This window comes from Shewanella olleyana (assembly GCF_023283825.1).
GTDB lineage: Bacteria > Pseudomonadota > Gammaproteobacteria > Enterobacterales > Shewanellaceae > Shewanella > Shewanella olleyana.
Map to the genome: position 1 here is coordinate 54,658 of NZ_JAKILD010000003.1, position 16,094 is coordinate 70,751.

The window sequence follows — 16,094 nt, forward strand, 5'->3', positions numbered from 1 at the left end:
TACTGAGTTAATCACCCATTCTCACCACATCAACATCCATGGATGTTGATGTCCAATCTCTGTCAATTTCGCCCAATAAAGTGAGTTTAGTATCAGGTGTAGCACTAATTCCTTTCCACTCATCATTATCTATTTCAACAATGATCTCACCGCTCTCATCTTTAAAAAGGTATTCCTCATCCCCTAAAGACTCAACGATATAACCCGTTAAGACTGCAGGTGTGTCATCTTTTGCTTCAAGTGCTTTTGCTGCGCTATAAACTTCTCCGCGGCCTGGCCCTGTAAAGCCACCAGCTTGCTTAACTGCAGGTTTAATCAATGCTGACTCTGTATAAACTTCCGGCTGACTAGCAATGGCAGTTGTTGAAGCGAACAGCACTCCGCAGACTAATAACTTCTTCATTTGATGACCTCAAGGTAGATAACTTTTTAATAAAAACATCATACGATAAGTTAGCTGAATATAAGCTTACATTTACAATGGTTAATATTAATTATCGTTAACGGTTAACATGTTAAACCCATGGTGATATTTACAAGCCCAGTTTATTTGAAGAGGTATCTTGGCAATGACTGAATCGTAAAGTCTTCCAATCTTAATCATTCACCATCGACTCACACTCAAACCCTTGGCGCATCGAATCAAATCGACATTTAGAGCCGCATTGCCAAGGTGCATTATTGTATTTGGCAGATACAGTTTGGGCATGGGCTTTACAGGATTCATAGTCAGTAAAGTCCGTTTCCATTTCATACTTTGCTGAGTTATAGCCATTTTTATACACAAATGAGTTCCATATCACTGGACCTTCGTGTTGATTTGATAGGTTAATCATCACTACAGATGTAATAACAGCGATCAGTAATCCGATAATGACAATAAGTGAAATGAGATTTGATTGTTTGGCAGTAGTCATATTAGCAGTAGCATTAGAATCAATTGAGTTAGCATAAGGCTATCTCGTTGAAATGCAATCTTGTTAGAACTTTCTCACCTTAAAAATCAAAGCGGTTAGATTAAGTTAAAGCAGCCCCGTATTGAGGCTGCTGTATTGACCAAATTAAAATGATTGCCTCCTGAGTAATTGACTTAAATGTGAATGAGTTTAGTTGTTAAACCCTAGATTCTGTATTTCTTAACTCCTTAACATTTGCTCGGATCAGTTTGTATTTCATAAACCGGTAAACCTGTTGTACTGGTTGCCTCCTTATACACTAACTTACATTCTGCTGGTGCTCCTTTTTGCCAAATAGTGGCTTGCTTGGGCGTCAAATCATATATTGTCCACTCAGCTCCTCTATCAATTGAAATCGTTGGATCTGTTGCTGATACTGCAATATTAAAATCATTTTGAAGGACGTTAGCTAAGTCCATCTCTGTCGCAAGGGCATAACCGTAAGCGGTATATAAATCTCCACCTGTACCAATATCTAAGTCAGTACCATTTGCATCTTTTTCAATACCAGCGAGACTGGCTTTTGAGTAAACCAAGGTATTGCCACTTTGAATAGCCGCTTTCATACCTGAAAGGGAACTGACTCGAGCATCACCTTGTAAATTGATGAACTTCGGGGCTGCGACTACCGCTAAAATACCGAGAATAATGATGACAACGACCAGTTCTATTAAGGTAAAGCCACCTTGCTTTGACGATTGGTTTGACGATAGTGCAGTAGGACGATTTACAGAATTAAATATATTCATATTGACCTCGAGATTCTCTTACAATGAAGGCTCTCTGAAAGGTGTTACGCAAACAGAAAGAGCCAAAGTGCCTTCCTAGCGTTGGGATTTTTAAATCGGTTGCTCTTATCATTCTTATAAAAGATCTGATAAGTAGCCTTATCTAATTAGCTTATTAAATGATTTATCTCACCTGTGATTCAATGCAGCTATGGAACAGCTAAAGCCATAAACTAGCTAAATAGTCTTATATCGATAAAACAATTAGAGCAAAAACTCTATTTAACCGTAGGCTCATTTTTCATCTTCTGCAAATTAATTAAAGTTAACCAAAATCCATCTATACTCAGCTACAACAACTCAATCCCTCAAGATGATTATCAATTAATTCTATAAAGTGATTCTGCCTCTTTGGCCATTATCTCTTTACCATTAAGTGTTAATCTTATTCTATTAAATAATATGTAAGCGCCTCATATTGAAGCACTCTCTTTTGATTAGTTAGGAAGACAACATGCAAAAAACTATTCTTGTAACAGGTTCAACAGACGGTATTGGTTTAGAAACTGCGAAGATGCTTCTCGCTGAAGGTCACACTGTCCTTTTGCATGGCAGAAATCCTGACAAGCTTGCCAGCGTTAAGCAACAACTCGAATCATTGAGTAGTAGTGAGCAAGTTGAAAGCTATGTGGCAGACCTTTCGAGCATGAGTGATGTAAAAAAATTAGCCACACAAGTCAAAGCTAACCATGACAAACTTGATGTGTTAATTAATAATGCTGGGGTTTATAACCCAACGACTTTAGTCACTGTTGATGGCCTAGATTCACGCTATGCAGTTAACACATACGCACCCTATTTACTCAGCCAATTACTGATGCCAATAATGGATAGCAGCAGTCGCATTGTGAATTTATCTTCAGCAGCCCAAGCTGCTTTCTTAGCAACAGATATGGCGCAACCAAGTCAGTTATCTGATGGTACAGTTTATGCCCAGAGTAAACTTGCGCTGACCATGTGGTCACGTGATTTAGCCTTATCAGTTCAAGGAACGGGGCCTATGATTGTGGCGGTTAATCCAGCTTCAATGCTTGGTAGTAAAATGGTCAAGCAAGCATACGGGGTATCTGGCGGTGATTTATCTATCGGGGCTGACATCTTAACCCGCGCAGCATTATCAGATGAGTTTGCTCAAGCGACAGGGCAATACTTTGATAACGACAGAGGCCAATTTGCATCACCTCACCCTGATGCACTTGATGTGGCTAAAACAGCCAAGGTCGTTAGTGTGCTTGAGCAGGTATTATCTGAGTTAAGCTAACCCCCTAAAGATTTGCCCCTTATGCTATGTTCCTAAAAATATGACGCATATCTTGTTTTGAAACTTTAAAATAAAATTGTTATGCGGATCGCATTTTTAATTTTCAACTCCTGATAAATTCCGACTTAAGCACACACTAATATAGTGTTTATTTTTACCAATACTAAGTGCTTGTAGTTTGGTCTCTATGTTTGATATCGATAGTATTTCTTAAGCAAAATTAACGGCCTTCAAGGTATCGATAAAGCAAGAAATTACGACTCGGTAATGAGGATATTTTATGGCTGAAATTATTGATCTTGTTATTACGGACGCTGAAGTTGAAGCGTTTGAAAAACCTTCTAACCAAAAAGCAAAAGAAGACATCCAACACAGACGCGAGGTGAAAAGACGCCTTGAAGATTATCTTGAAGCGCAGCAACTTAAACGCGCAATGGGTGGTGATGATTTTTTTGCTTAGCTCTTAATATGAGCTCTTAACATGAGTTTCTAGCAAGTACTTGCTAACTATTTCCATCTACCATGCATAGGCGTTCATCTCCCACAACGCTTTCCATGCATCATTAAGCTCAGCAAGCTTGCCAACGCTGAGCTTAATGAATCATAAATGACTTCCCTGTAGCTAGCCCTTTAATATAGTTAGAGCTTTAATGTAGCTAGTCCTTTAATGTAGCTAGTCCTTTAATGTAGCTAGACCTATAATTTAGCTAGACTTATAAAGTACCACTGACATTAGCATCAACGCAGTGGCAAGGAGCTAACTGAAGGGGGGAGCTCCTAAAACGTTTCTAAGTTCAGGATACTGGAGTGATTTGATATACCCCGTAACTTAAACCTGGCAATGAAACAGATATCTGCGTGTCTGACACCTCGATGTTATTTGATTGAATACCTGCCTTTGTAACCACTACGGCAGCGGCACTTGACACTTTCATCGGTATCGAGATTTGAGCCGTTTGAGTACCTGAATTAAACACCATCAGCCACTCTTCGCCGGTTTCTCTATCAATGCGTGAAAAAGCAAACATCGCTGCATTTTCTGCTGTTGTGTCCGCTTGATAAAAGCGCGCCTGATACTCTCCTCGACGTAATACCCGATGACTTTTACGCAGTTCACTCAGTGCTGAAATGGTAATAAACAAAGGGTGAGAGGTGTCAAAGTTGTTATCCGCTGTAGTGGCGTCAGTGCCTATCAAGTCATTGTCGTTATAGCTTGGGACTTGGGAGGCAAACATGTCTTCTCGGGCGCGAATATCATTACCATCACCGGTAAAACCTTGCTCATCGCCGTAATACACCACAGGGATCCCGCGAGACAAAAACATAAACGCATGGGATAAAATACTGCGCTGTAATTTTTCAGCATCTGTTTGCGCTTCCTTTGCTGCATTGTCCGAGTTAGCGTCTGACTCATTGATAAAGTAACCAGCCCTACCCATGTCGTGATTGCTTAAAAAGGTCATCAATAAATCGGCTTGGCTGTCTTCATCCTGATATAAGCTATCTAGCTCAAATAGCGCTTTAGCCAACATAGGGCTTTGGCCTCGATAAAAAATATTGGCGGCAACATCCTGAAAAGCAAAATCCAATACCGATGGAAGTTTGCCCTCGGTAGTGAACACACTTAAGTGATGAGGGTTTGTGTCGTACACTTCGCCAAATACATGAAAGTTAGGTATGCCTTGCTGTTTCGCAAAATCGACGATTGCAGGGCTGAAGCTTTGCCAAAAAGATAAATCCACATGACGCACAGTGTCGATGCGAAAACCATCTGGTTTAAACTCAGCGATGAGCTTTTGATAAATCTCAATCATGCCGCTCAACACTTGTGGGTGCTGCGTATCTAAATCATCTAAGCCATTAAAATCACCATTCAGTGAACTTTCTCCCTCAAATGTGCTGTCACCTTGATTGTGATAATACTCAGGATCGTTCAACCACTGTGGAACTTTAACAGCTTCATCTTGGGTTAAAATAAATGGCGAATAACGCTCGCTTTCAGGTGTGTTTAACGGCATGTACTGACATCGAGTTAGGCCTTGTAGATAAAGGCCATTATCTTGATGGCACTCTTTGTAACGAATGATATCTGCGGTGTGGTTAGTAATAATATCAAAGAAGACTTTCATCCCACGTTGATGAGCCGCATCAATTAACTGCTTCAGCTCATCATTAGAACCAAAGTGCGGATCGATTTCGCTAAAGTCGACAATCCAGTATCCATGGTGAGCAATCCCGTCTTTCTGAATCGCTTGATTGCGCAGTAAAGGCGTCATCCAAATTGCAGTAATGCCAAGCTTTTGTAAATTATCTAACTTTTGCTCAATCCCCTTGATATCACCGCCATGAAAGCCACGTTCAGATGTCTTATCTAAACCGCCGTGAGATATCCCTGAAGCCGCGCCGTTATCATTGGCGATATTGCCATTATTAAAGCGGTCTGGCAGAACAAAATAGAAAATGTCATCTCGAATATCTCGGTGAAGATAATCCTGATATAGGGCTGTTTCGTCATTTATTCGAGGTGCAGTCACTTTAGCAGCTGGCACTTTAGTGGCTGGCTCATTACTGCCCTGTACTTTGCTGGCCGGCTCATTGGTTTGACAGCCAGATAGCATCAAACTGATGCCAATAAATACTGCAGATGTGGTTAATAATATGCGTTTCATAACACCTTCATATTCCATTAATTAAGATATTTACCTGAACTAGCCGACCATTGTTCCATCACAATTAAGTTCAATAACAATTAAGTTCAATTACGATTTTCCCAGTGAAACTAAGGCAACTCTTCACCTTTTGCGCTGACGTATAAGGCGTACCAATGCTCGCGGGCAAGTGTTAACCCTACAGCTTGCTTACAGGCTGCAATTCGTTGCAAGTTGGTCGTGCCAATCACTGGTTGCACCTTGGCAGGATGCTGCATTAACCACGCAAGAATAATCGCTTCTTTGCTAACACCATACTCACTCGCAAGCTGACTCACTAAGATGCTGGTTTGTTGTACTGCCAAAGCCTTATCATTCAACTCATAACCCGTATTTAAGTCGGCACTTGAATCTGAAACACCTGAATAAAGCCCCTGACATAAGCTGCCCCAAGACTGAACTTGAAGTTTTTGCAGCTGACAATACTCCAGCATTCCTGGGGTAAAATTAATGGCTGCGCCAGCTTGGTTGCCTGCATAAACGGTCTCATCTATCCAATCTTGTTTATGCAAACTCAGCTCAACTTGGTTAACGACCAATGGGGTATCAAGTGCTTGTTGAATGGCATTGATTTGGTGTTGTTGCATGTTAGAGACACCTAAAAAGCGCACTTTCCCCGCATCACGCAAGCGATGGTAAGTCTCGGCAATTTCATCTGCTTGCATTAAAGGATCGGGACGATGGAGCACCAATACATCGAGGTAGTCTGTTTGCAGCTGCTTTAAACTATTGTCGACACTGTGGTTTATCCATTGCGCTGATAAGTCATACCTTTTAGGGCCTATTTCATCTTGTAAACGAATACCGCATTTGGTTTGAATAAACATTTGCTCACGCAGCTTAGGTCTTGCAGCAAGCACTTGACCAAACACCTGTTCGGCTTTGCCAAAGGTATAAATATCGGCATGGTCAAAGTAATTAATCCCCTGAGCTAATGCCGCATCCACCACATCGTGGGCTTGAGCAAGTTCGATTGCGCTAATAGGATTACTATTCCAGCCTCCACCTAAGCCCATGCAGCCATAAACAAGCTCGCTAACACCATTTAGGTGTTCAGTTAAAGGCAATACTCTTGGGAATACTCTTGGGGGAATACCGACAGGCGCCATTGCAGGTTTCATAATCTAATACTTCACAGTTTCAATAAGGAGATAAGCCATAATCTCAATATTGCCTACCAATGAGGAACCCAATTAACCAAAATCATTGTTTGATATAGCTACCAATAAAATCATAAGAGCGCTTAACCAGAACAAATAATGAGGGACAATTCAATAAAGACAAGTTAACTTATTCACACTGCTGAACTAAAAATGGCGAATTAGGTAGGGAAAACGTGTGAGTCGAGAACACAAAAAATTTGAGCGGTTATTTCTGTTTAGCGAAGTGGCAAAACAACTGAGCTTTACTGAAGCTGCGGCAACCCTCGGAATATCCCGCGGTTACCTTTCTGAGCAAATACGCCAATTAGAAAAAGAGTTTGGTAGACCGCTGCTTATTCGCAGCACCCGCAGCGTGAAATTGACCCCTCAAGGGGAGCTTATTCTAACCAGCATGGGTCAGGTTAAGCAGTCTTTGTTGACACTTGATAGACAAATTCGTCACGACAATGACAATATTGCAGGCAGAATTCGAATTACTGCCCCAAGTCAGTTTACCCAGCGGTACCTTCTTAATATCTGCCGAGATTTTAAACACGAATATCCTGAGATTGAGTTTACCCTCGACAGTAGCTATACCACCCATGATTTAACTAAAAATGACTTTGATCTTGCGATTAGAGCCACTAAAACGCCGCCGCAAAATATGGTGGCTAAAAAGCTATTCTCTTATCAGCACGTATGCTGCGCATCGCCAGCCTATATTCAACAATACGGTTTACCTAACTCAATTGCAGACTTAAACCACCATCAGTGCTTAACAGCTGCAGAGGAAAGTGTTTGGCACATAGGCCATGAACCTACAAAAGTGAGTAGTCAGTTAAGTGTTAATGATAATCACATGCTTAAGGAGCTGGCCTTAGCGGGAGAGGGAATTATTCTGGTTCCGGAATATTTGGTGGACCGTGAACTTACATCAGGGCAATTAAGGCCGTTACTCCAGCAGGAGCAGACGTTATCATCAACCACTTATCTGGTTCATCCTCAGCTTATTCATCAATCAGCAAGACTTGCTTGCTTCATTGCTTATACTCTTGATTGGATTCAACACAATTTACCGCCTTCACAGCGAAAATAGCTGACAGTCACAGAATAAATTTACATTCGAATTAACTTTTTCTGCATATCCAAAGGCGTTTCAAGATTTGCTAACAATTATAAGATTGACATTTTCACTCATTCTTAGACTATGGTGGCGATATTCAATCTTGCTATTAGGCTGTATTGCTAAAGATTAATCAGATAAAAATATAAAATTATAAAAACAAAAATGAGCCTCATTTTTTGTAAGGAAGCAGACCACAATGAAAAAAACATTACTCGCAATTGCATTAGCCTCAACCTTTTTGAGTGCTTGTGGCAGTTCAGATGTCAAAGTTAACGACACCACTAAAGCTGAAGCACCAGCAGCAAAAGTCACATCAACCCATGCTGAGTTAGGCGATTTCGGCGTAGATTTAACCGCTCGAAATGAAGCCGTTAAACCTGGCGATGATTTCTTTATGTATGCCAGTGGCACTTGGTATGACAACTTTGAAATGCCAGCAGATAAAACCCGCTATGGCGCATTTACCGCTCTTGGTGAGCGCAGTGAAAAACAAGTTAAAGAAATCATTGATGACATTAGCAGTCGCAGCGACCTTAACGCTGAAGAGCAATTAATTGCCGACTTCTACCAGTCATATATGGACACCGACACCATCAATAAATTAGGTATCACACCAATTCAAGGTACGTTAGATACCATTACTGCTGTTAAAAGCACTGATGATTTAACCAAGGTATTTGGTAATGCTTGGCTCACTGATGCTGAGTCGCCAATTTCTGGTGGCATGTGGTTTAACCGTTTAGATCCAAACCAATATGAACTGTCTATTGGCGCTGGTGGATTAGGTTTACCTGATCGCTCGTACTACCTAGAAGACAGCGAACGTTTTGTTAAAATTCGCACAGCTTATGTCAGCCACATTGCTGAAATGCTGGCTTTTGCAGGCATCAAAGACGGCCAAGCTCGCGCTGAAGCTATTCTTGCGTTAGAAACTAAGATTGCAGAAGGTCAGTGGCCACGTGAAAAACGCCGTAATCGTGATTTAACCCTCAATCAGGTTAAACGCGCTGACTTAAACAATGAATACCCTAACTTCAACTGGGATTTATTCTTTGAACAATCAGGTTATCAAATCCCGCAACTTAACGTGTCTCAGCCTGAGCCAATCAAAGCCATGATTGAGCTAGTGAATAACGAGCCGCTGAATGTATGGCAAGATTACCTTACCTTCCATACCGTAAGTAATAACGCTGGCCTATTGTCAGAAGATATCTACAACGCAAGCTTTGCGTTTTACGGTAAAGAACTTAGCGGTCAAGAAGAACCTAAGCCTCGCTGGAAGCGCGCAGTAGCAGAAATGTCAGGTACCCAATCATTAGGGTTTGCTATTGGTAAAGTATATGTGGCGCGTTACTTCCCAGAGTCTTCAAAGCAGCAAATGGCGGATTTAGTTGAAAACCTACGCACAGCATTAGGCCAACGTATTGATGGTTTAGACTGGATGGGTGATGAAACCAAGGTGAATGCTCATGCTAAATTAGCCGCATTTACGCCTAAAATTGGTTACCCAGATGTGTGGCAAGAGTTTGATGGTTTAGCGCTAACGAACAAAGATTTATTAGGTAATATTCAAAACCTTCGCCAATACTTCCATGCTGACAGTGTGGCAAAAGAACTGAAGAAAACTGACCGTAACCGTTGGGGCATGACACCTCAATTTGTTAATGCCTACTACAACAGTTCATTTAACGAGATTGTGTTCCCAGCTGCGATTTTACAGCCTCCGTTTTTCGATCCTAATGCCGACCCAGCTGTAAACTATGGCGGAATTGGCGCGGTTATTGGCCATGAAATGGGCCATGGGTTTGACGATCAAGGCTCTAAGTCTGATGCTAACGGTATTCAACGTAACTGGTGGACTGATAGCGATCGCGCGGCATTTGAAGCTAAAGCTGACATGCTTGCAGCGCAATACAGTCAATATGAGCCTATCCCTGATAACTTCGTTAATGGCCGTAACAGTTTAGGCGAAAACATTGGTGATGTGGGTGGTTTAGCCATGGCATACCATGCATACCAGTTGAGCTTAAATGGTAAAGAAGCGCCAATCATTGATGGCCTAACAGGCGACCAACGTTTCTTCTTAGCTTGGGCACAAGTATGGAAAGAGAAACGTACAGAGCAAAGCATGTTGAGCCAGCTTCGCGCGGGTACTCACGCTCCAGGTCGTTACCGTGCGCTAGCGCCACGTAACCACGATGCTTGGTACAAAGCATTTGATGTGAAGCCAGGCGATAAGCTTTACTTACCTGAAGACCAACGTGTTCGCATTTGGTAATCGACTTCAGCTACCATTTCTAGCCAATTATAGAAATATTAGCTAACTAGAAAACTCAAAAAGCCAGTCAATCGACTGGCTTTTTATTTGTCAGGCTTTTATGAGAGTCGATATCACAATCCTATATGAAAAAAGTCGATATAAAAGCCGATATCGCATTTCTATATCAGTAATGGTTAAGCTACTTTGTAAGGTCAACCACAACGCGGCCACGTACTTTACCCGCAATCAAATCGTTTGCCGTGTTAATCACTTCATCTAAGCTGATATCAGCCGAGATTTCATCAAACATTTCCGGCTCAACAATATCTGCTAAGCGTTGCCATGCTTCAAGTCTATCAGCCAGAGGACGCATGACACTGTCGATACCCGCAAGGGTGACACCGCGCAAAATAAACGGCATCACAGATGATGGGAAATCCATGCCTTGCGCTAAACCACACGCCGCCACAGTGCCGCCATATTTTGTGCTGGCACAGATATTAGCTAGAGTATGGCTGCCGACAGAATCGATCGCGCCAGCCCAGCGCTCACGTGCTAATGGACGACCCGCTTCAGATAAAGTATTGCGGTCAATGATTTCGCTGGCACCTAATTTTTCAAGGTAAGCAGCTTGATCTGCTCGTCCCGTTGAAGCAACAACTTTGTAGCCAAGTTTAGCTAAAATAGCGATAGCAAAACTACCAACACCACCATTAGCACCAGTGACTAATACTTCGCCTTTATCCGGTGTTACGCCATTTTTTTCAAGGGCGATAACACATAACATTGCAGTATAACCTGCAGTACCAATGGCCATTGCTTGGCGTGGACTGAAGGCTTTAGGCAGTGGAATAAGCCACTCACTTTTCAAGCGTGCTTGCTCAGCTAGGCCGCCACAATGGACTTCCCCCACGCCAAAGCCATTAAGCAATACCTTGTCGCCAACTTGGAATTTGTCACTATCAGATTGTTCAACAATCCCGACTAGATCAATACCTGGCACCATTGGAAATTGCCTAACAACTGGCCCCTTACCTGTTATCGCCAACGCATCTTTGTAGTTCACTGTGCTATACAGCACCTTCACGCTAACATCGCCTTCAGGCAATACGCTCTCATCAATTGCTTTAACTTCTGCGCGATAACCTTGTTCATCTTTTTCAATCAGTAAGCCATTAAACATGGAGTCTCCTTAATATAGACCGAGTGTCTATAAATAATTAAAAATTTTTTATCGCGTTAATCCAGCGATAAAAAACTCGAGGTAATTCTGTAAAGGTTGTGTGCTTTGAACTAATTTGGCGCGGCTTACCGCTCCTTCCCAGCCAACCCAAAACTGTTCAGCGAGTAACTCACAATTTGCATTTTTTGCGATTTCACCTTGAGCTTTAGCTGCCTCAAGACAAATGGATAACCTATGTTGCCAATCTAAAAATATATCTATCAGTTGTTGTCTAAAACTGTCGGGCAATAAGTCCACTTCTTGGCCTAAATTCCCCACTAAACAGCCACGTTTAAACGCATATTTATCCATGCCTGCTTTAGCACTTTCAACAAATTGTCCTATTCGTGCTAACGGAGGGTTACTGTCATCGAGTAAATGTTTATCCAAATTGTACGCAAAATACGTGGCGTAGTTTTCAATGACTGCCTGACCAAATGCTTCTTTACTTGGAAAGTAATAATAGAAAGAGCCTTTCGGTACGCCGACTTTTTTCAGAATTTGATCAATGCCCGATGAAGCAAAACCATTCTCGGTTAATTGCTCAAGACCACTTCTGATCAATTCAGCTCGGGTATCTTGTGTACCTCTAGCCGCTTTAGGTGGCCTACCGCGTCGAGGTTTCGCGGTCTTCTTAACCGCGACTTCTGCCATTAATTCTGGCTCTCCTGACGCTAACTCTGAAGCAGTATCTGGCGCTATTGTTATTTTTGGTTCTGTCATAAATCAATTTTAGACCGATCGTCTATTAAATTACAAGTAACCGATGCGATCGTTCAACATAATTTGGGATTTTGCTCTCAATTTTTAGTATTAATATCTAACAGAAAGCAAATCGACTTACTCTCAATCAAAATTATCGCCTTGGTCATACTATGGGTTTACATGGTTTTTTAAGCTATCAATACTGATTTTTTCTGCCAAATTCAGGGCTCTTTTGTCGCAAGAATGTTGATGTATCAACTTGTGGGTTAGATCGTAAGTTATCCGTTTTCTTGGACTAATTGTCCATAAACTCTCAAGCTTACAATTAAAACTTAAAAGATGAATACAGCGGCGCGGATTCACCAATTCATAAATTGGAACAACGATTGGGGATACATAAGCTACTTATTTATTAATCATTTTGGGCTAATTAATAGAACACTAATGGGGTTTAAGCAAAGAGGTAAAACCAAACTATAATTAACAAAAACTTAATCTTGTCACATTTTTATGACAACATAACTAGGGCCTGTTGATATTTCAAGGTTGTTTTTGCAGCGAGTTGTTGGCCATTTATACAAGGCAGAGACTTTGTGGTGTAGTTATTCTACATAAAAAGTCGATAACGCAGTAAAAATCGCCAACAAACGCTGCCCAAAGGGATCGACTAAAAGCGTTTTACTCTTTGTTGGATGCAGCGTTGTGAATAAAAGCCGCTTAGATGACTAGGCATCAATCCATCCGCCTCAATTAAAACGCTTTTACTTCGAACAAAACTTAACCAGCAAAGATCAACAGGCCCTAATAGTTATTAGGACAAATAAAGCACTGTTGCATTGCTTATCTATAAGGGAATTTACTATGAAAAATCTGCGTTATCTTATTTACAGCACTCTTGCCATCAGTGCTTTCAGCTTCTGTGCAAATGCTGATAACCATACATTAATCACTAATGCGAATATTTTTGACGGTCAGTCTGATACCTTGATAGAAGGTAAAAGTGTTTTAATTACTGATGATAAAATTACAAAAATCGCCGCAAATATAACTGCTCCAGAGGGAGCGACAGTGATCAATGCCAACGGCAGGACCCTTACCCCGGGCTTGATTGCCGTACATGAACATCTTATTGGTCAAATGCCCTTTGGAGACATTTTTAACGAAGATACCCGTTACTCGGCATATGTTGCGACTCAAACAGCCAATACCTATTTAATGAATGGTTTCACGACCGTTCGTGATGTCGCAGGTAATACCTTCTCATTAAAAAAAGCCATTGATAGAGGTTATATAACAGGACCCCGTATTTTTCCTTCTGGTGCAATGATTTCACAAACGTCCGGCCATTCAGATCATCGCCACCACTCCGATGGATCAGCCCTATTAGACAGCGGCACCTGGGATCCCATGGTACGTAATGGCGACATGGTCGTGATTGATGGAGTACCTGAAATGCTTAAAGCAGTACGTGAACAGCTGCGCATGGGAGCAAGCCAAATTAAAATAGCGGTTGGTGGTGGAACTGGCTCCTACGCTGACCCATTAGATGTGGTGGAATTTACCCCAGCAGAAATTCAGGCTGCAACCCAAGCTGCGTCAGATTGGGGAACGTATGTATTGGCTCACGTATACAACAGCGATGGTATTCGCCGAGCTATTGATAACGGTGTTAAGGTGATTGAACATGCTAACCTGATTGATAAAGACACTTTCTTATACATGAAAAAGAAAGACATTTGGTTATCGCCTCAAGTCATCGTATTTACTTTTATTCCTAAAGGTTATACCGAAGATCAAGCCAATAAGCACCGACAAGCTTATGCAGGAATTGACAATATGTTTAAAATGGCAAAAGAAATTGGGTTTAAAAATATTGCCTTTGGCTCTGACATCATTACCGATCCAGCCACACTTGCCCGCATTAATGAAGAATTTAAATTCCGCGCCAAATGGTTTGAGCCTTATGAAATTATGCAACAAGCCACCTCAAACTCAGCCAAACTGCTATCACTTTCAGGTAAGCGTAGCCCTTATCCAGCAAAACTTGGCAGCATTGAAGAAGGTGCCTACGCTGATATTTTATTAATTGACGGCAACCCATTAAAAGACATTGAAGTAATGACAAAACCTAAAGAAAACTTTGACTTAATTATGAAAGGCGGTGAAGTGTTTAAGAACACTTTATAAATTTAATTAAGCACTGAGAAGGTTATCTTCTCAGTGTGTTTCTTTTGTAATACAGTTTCTTTCACCCAAATTACCTCAAAATTACCTCGCAAACGAAAGTAATCAGTAACCAAGTCGTATACAAAAGTGCCTTCAAATTAAACTATGATAATTAAGTAATAGATTTCGTAAGGTTCATCTTCAAGTTTCTTTCAGGACGTTTTATGTTTTTGAATTGGCGTTTGGGTAGCGTTAATCTTGTTAGACATGCTAATTATCAAAAGTTGAGTCCAGTCCATCTTACCGTGCATTATGCGCCAAGTAAGTTTCGTGGAACGAGCGTGAGTTCCAAAGGTTAATTGAGTTTGTTTATAAGCCATACCGGTTTTTCTACAGCTGCGACGACTTATAATTTACAGCCTAACGAATATTCTCGTTGAGTTCGTTTAATACAGGCGAGTATTGGTGTTGCCGTAATAAAGCCCTAAATGTGTAAACATATTCCACGACGGACAGATAAAAGCAAAAAAGCTCAAGCAATGGCTTGAGCTTTTTATTAATCAGCTTGGAACAGATTATAAAACCGTAATCACGTCCGCTTCTGGTAAGCGTGCTTTTGGTAGGCCGTGGTTGTAATCTTCACCACCTTTATGATAACCAATTGCTAATGCAAACTCACAAACATAACCATCAAGTTCGTCTTTGAAAATCTCACCTAACAATTCAGGGTCAACGCCTTCCATCGGTGTTGAATCAATACCCAAGCGCGCGAGTACATGTAATGTATTGCCAATAGCGATGTAAGTTTGCGCTTTAGTCCAGCTACCATTGAATCCATTTTCATCAGTATTCGCCTCTGCAAAACCGTATGCGCCATTGTACATGTTGTTGTACATTTCAGCGGGTAAATGACCTGATTCAACTTCAGCATCAACCACTTTTTTATAGTTAGCTTTGGTGTAATAAGGGTTATGGGCAAACAAAATAATGTGCGACGCTTCTAAAGCATGCGGCTGATTGAATTGATGCATGTTTGCAAACGAATCATGAAAGCGCTGTTTAGCTGCATCAGTTTCAAGCACAATAAACTTCCAAGGCTGAGAGTTAATTGAAGAAGCAGATAAACGCATTGCTTCTTTTAACACCGCCATATCATCAGCTGAAACACGTTTAGATGAATCATATTTTTTAACGGTGTAACGGCTGTTTAAATCTTTAATAATTTGGTGAGACATGATGAATTTCCTCAATAAGCGATGTCGATGTATGCATATTAGGACTTAATCTAAATGAGAAAAAGAGCAGATACCTCCAATCATTATGGATTAATAGCACCACAATTGTTTATCCATTTTCACTCCTTAAGTTCACTCACACCATCAAATATCATTTAGATAAATACCCAAACAACCTGAAGATGCTCGATTTCAGCAAGAATTTACACGCGTTTAGGCAAGGCATTGATTGCGGGTAATGGTTATTCCCTTTTCAAAATCAATAACGCAGCATAAACGCGTGTAAAACTTGCCCTCAGGGAGTTTCACCGTGTTCCCACTACGTTGTTGCGCTAATTTATAAGGTACCTACATTACCGCATTAACGCGCCTAGTATTGAAAACACGGTGAAGCTCTGAAACACGTATCTTCAAGTTGTTTGGGTATATGGATATTCAAAAAAAACCGGACAAGTGTCCGGTTAAGAGTGTGCATCCGTGCATTGGTTATAAAAAGAGCGTAAGCATTTGCTATTTGCTGACTCA

At 41.1% G+C, this 16,094-nt stretch carries 13 protein-coding genes and 1 pseudogene; 5 read left to right on the forward strand and 9 right to left on the reverse strand.

The genetic code is table 11. From position 1 onward, the window contains the following. Window positions 1-7: 7 nt before the first annotated feature. From L2735_RS02960 to L2735_RS02970, 3 genes are all read right to left on the reverse strand, one after another. A complete protein-coding gene (locus L2735_RS02960) occupies window positions 8-403 on the reverse strand; it encodes a YgiW/YdeI family stress tolerance OB fold protein (RefSeq protein ID WP_248983283.1) in 396 nt (131 codons plus the stop codon). 193 nt (window positions 404-596) lie between these two features. Continuing rightward, complete coding sequence (locus L2735_RS02965) at window positions 597-917, reverse strand: hypothetical protein (protein ID WP_248983284.1); 321 nt, start codon at window positions 915-917, stop codon at window positions 597-599. A gap of 227 nt (window positions 918-1,144) precedes the next feature. Next, window positions 1,145-1,705 (reverse strand): prepilin-type N-terminal cleavage/methylation domain-containing protein, encoded by a 561-nt coding sequence (locus L2735_RS02970; protein WP_248983285.1) that lies wholly within the window; start codon window positions 1,703-1,705, stop codon window positions 1,145-1,147. A gap of 493 nt (window positions 1,706-2,198) precedes the next feature. On the opposite strand from L2735_RS02970, the gene L2735_RS02975 reads away from it, so the two are divergent. After that, on the forward strand, window positions 2,199-3,005 hold the full coding sequence (locus tag L2735_RS02975; RefSeq protein ID WP_248983286.1) for an SDR family NAD(P)-dependent oxidoreductase: 807 nt from the start codon (window positions 2,199-2,201) through the stop codon (window positions 3,003-3,005). Window positions 3,006-3,285: 280 nt separating this feature from the next. Next, window positions 3,286-3,465, forward strand: a complete 180-nt coding sequence (locus L2735_RS02980) for a PA3496 family putative envelope integrity protein (RefSeq protein WP_153912327.1) — start codon at window positions 3,286-3,288, stop codon at window positions 3,463-3,465. A 334-nt stretch (window positions 3,466-3,799) separates the two neighbouring features. Here the strand turns inward: L2735_RS02980 and L2735_RS02985 are convergent, their stop codons facing one another. After that, entirely contained in the window at window positions 3,800-5,674 is a 1,875-nt protein-coding gene (locus L2735_RS02985; RefSeq protein WP_248983287.1) for an alpha-amylase family glycosyl hydrolase, read from the reverse strand. Window positions 5,675-5,784: 110 nt separating this feature from the next. Then, window positions 5,785-6,834: an aldo/keto reductase gene (locus L2735_RS02990; protein WP_248983288.1), complete on the reverse strand. Its 1,050-nt coding sequence runs from the start codon at window positions 6,832-6,834 to the stop codon at window positions 5,785-5,787. A gap of 217 nt (window positions 6,835-7,051) precedes the next feature. On the opposite strand from L2735_RS02990, the gene L2735_RS02995 reads away from it, so the two are divergent. Together L2735_RS02995 and L2735_RS03000 are read left to right on the forward strand one after the other, a co-directional pair. Continuing rightward, window positions 7,052-7,951 (forward strand): LysR family transcriptional regulator, encoded by a 900-nt coding sequence (locus L2735_RS02995; RefSeq protein ID WP_248983289.1) that lies wholly within the window; start codon window positions 7,052-7,054, stop codon window positions 7,949-7,951. 226 nt (window positions 7,952-8,177) lie between these two features. Further along, window positions 8,178-10,259 (forward strand): M13 family metallopeptidase, encoded by a 2,082-nt coding sequence (locus L2735_RS03000; RefSeq protein ID WP_248983290.1) that lies wholly within the window; start codon window positions 8,178-8,180, stop codon window positions 10,257-10,259. Window positions 10,260-10,440: 181 nt separating this feature from the next. Here L2735_RS03000 and acuI read toward each other — a convergent pair whose 3' ends face one another. Continuing rightward, window positions 10,441-11,424, reverse strand: a complete 984-nt coding sequence (acuI, locus tag L2735_RS03005) for an acrylyl-CoA reductase (NADPH) (RefSeq protein ID WP_248983291.1) — start codon at window positions 11,422-11,424, stop codon at window positions 10,441-10,443. A 48-nt stretch (window positions 11,425-11,472) separates the two neighbouring features. Continuing rightward, a complete protein-coding gene (gene acuR / locus L2735_RS03010; protein WP_248983432.1) occupies window positions 11,473-12,117 on the reverse strand; it encodes an acrylate utilization transcriptional regulator AcuR in 645 nt (214 codons plus the stop codon). A gap of 912 nt (window positions 12,118-13,029) precedes the next feature. On the opposite strand from acuR, the gene L2735_RS03020 reads away from it, so the two are divergent. Next, on the forward strand, window positions 13,030-14,355 hold the full coding sequence (locus L2735_RS03020) for a metal-dependent hydrolase family protein (RefSeq protein ID WP_248983292.1): 1,326 nt from the start codon (window positions 13,030-13,032) through the stop codon (window positions 14,353-14,355). A 194-nt stretch (window positions 14,356-14,549) separates the two neighbouring features. Here the strand turns inward: L2735_RS03020 and L2735_RS03025 are convergent. Both L2735_RS03025 and L2735_RS03030 read right to left on the reverse strand, forming a co-directional pair. Beyond that, window positions 14,550-14,812, reverse strand: a pseudogene (locus L2735_RS03025) (IS3 family transposase); the annotation flags it as partial. Between the two features lie 97 nt (window positions 14,813-14,909). Continuing rightward, window positions 14,910-15,569, reverse strand: a complete 660-nt coding sequence (locus L2735_RS03030; protein WP_248983293.1) for a nitroreductase family protein — start codon at window positions 15,567-15,569, stop codon at window positions 14,910-14,912. Window positions 15,570-16,094: the final 525 nt, after the last annotated feature.

What these genes read in the sequence shown, in the direction of transcription:
- L2735_RS03020 (WP_248983292.1), top strand. Translation starts at nt 13,030, where the DNA reads ATGAAAAATCTGCGTTATCTTATTTACAGCACTCTTGCCATCAGTGCT.
- L2735_RS02970 (WP_248983285.1), bottom strand. Translation starts at nt 1,705, where the DNA reads ATGAATATATTTAATTCTGTAAATCGTCCTACTGCACTATCGTCAAAC.
- acuI (WP_248983291.1), bottom strand. Translation starts at nt 11,424, where the DNA reads ATGTTTAATGGCTTACTGATTGAAAAAGATGAACAAGGTTATCGCGCA.
- acuR (WP_248983432.1), bottom strand. Translation starts at nt 12,117, where the DNA reads ATGGCAGAAGTCGCGGTTAAGAAGACCGCGAAACCTCGACGCGGTAGG.
- L2735_RS02985 (WP_248983287.1), bottom strand. Translation starts at nt 5,674, where the DNA reads ATGAAACGCATATTATTAACCACATCTGCAGTATTTATTGGCATCAGT.
- L2735_RS02990 (WP_248983288.1), bottom strand. Translation starts at nt 6,834, where the DNA reads ATGAAACCTGCAATGGCGCCTGTCGGTATTCCCCCAAGAGTATTCCCA.
- L2735_RS02960 (WP_248983283.1), bottom strand. Translation starts at nt 403, where the DNA reads ATGAAGAAGTTATTAGTCTGCGGAGTGCTGTTCGCTTCAACAACTGCC.
- L2735_RS03000 (WP_248983290.1), top strand. Translation starts at nt 8,178, where the DNA reads ATGAAAAAAACATTACTCGCAATTGCATTAGCCTCAACCTTTTTGAGT.
- L2735_RS02980 (WP_153912327.1), top strand. Translation starts at nt 3,286, where the DNA reads ATGGCTGAAATTATTGATCTTGTTATTACGGACGCTGAAGTTGAAGCG.
- L2735_RS02975 (WP_248983286.1), top strand. Translation starts at nt 2,199, where the DNA reads ATGCAAAAAACTATTCTTGTAACAGGTTCAACAGACGGTATTGGTTTA.
- L2735_RS03030 (WP_248983293.1), bottom strand. Translation starts at nt 15,569, where the DNA reads ATGTCTCACCAAATTATTAAAGATTTAAACAGCCGTTACACCGTTAAA.
- L2735_RS02965 (WP_248983284.1), bottom strand. Translation starts at nt 917, where the DNA reads ATGACTACTGCCAAACAATCAAATCTCATTTCACTTATTGTCATTATC.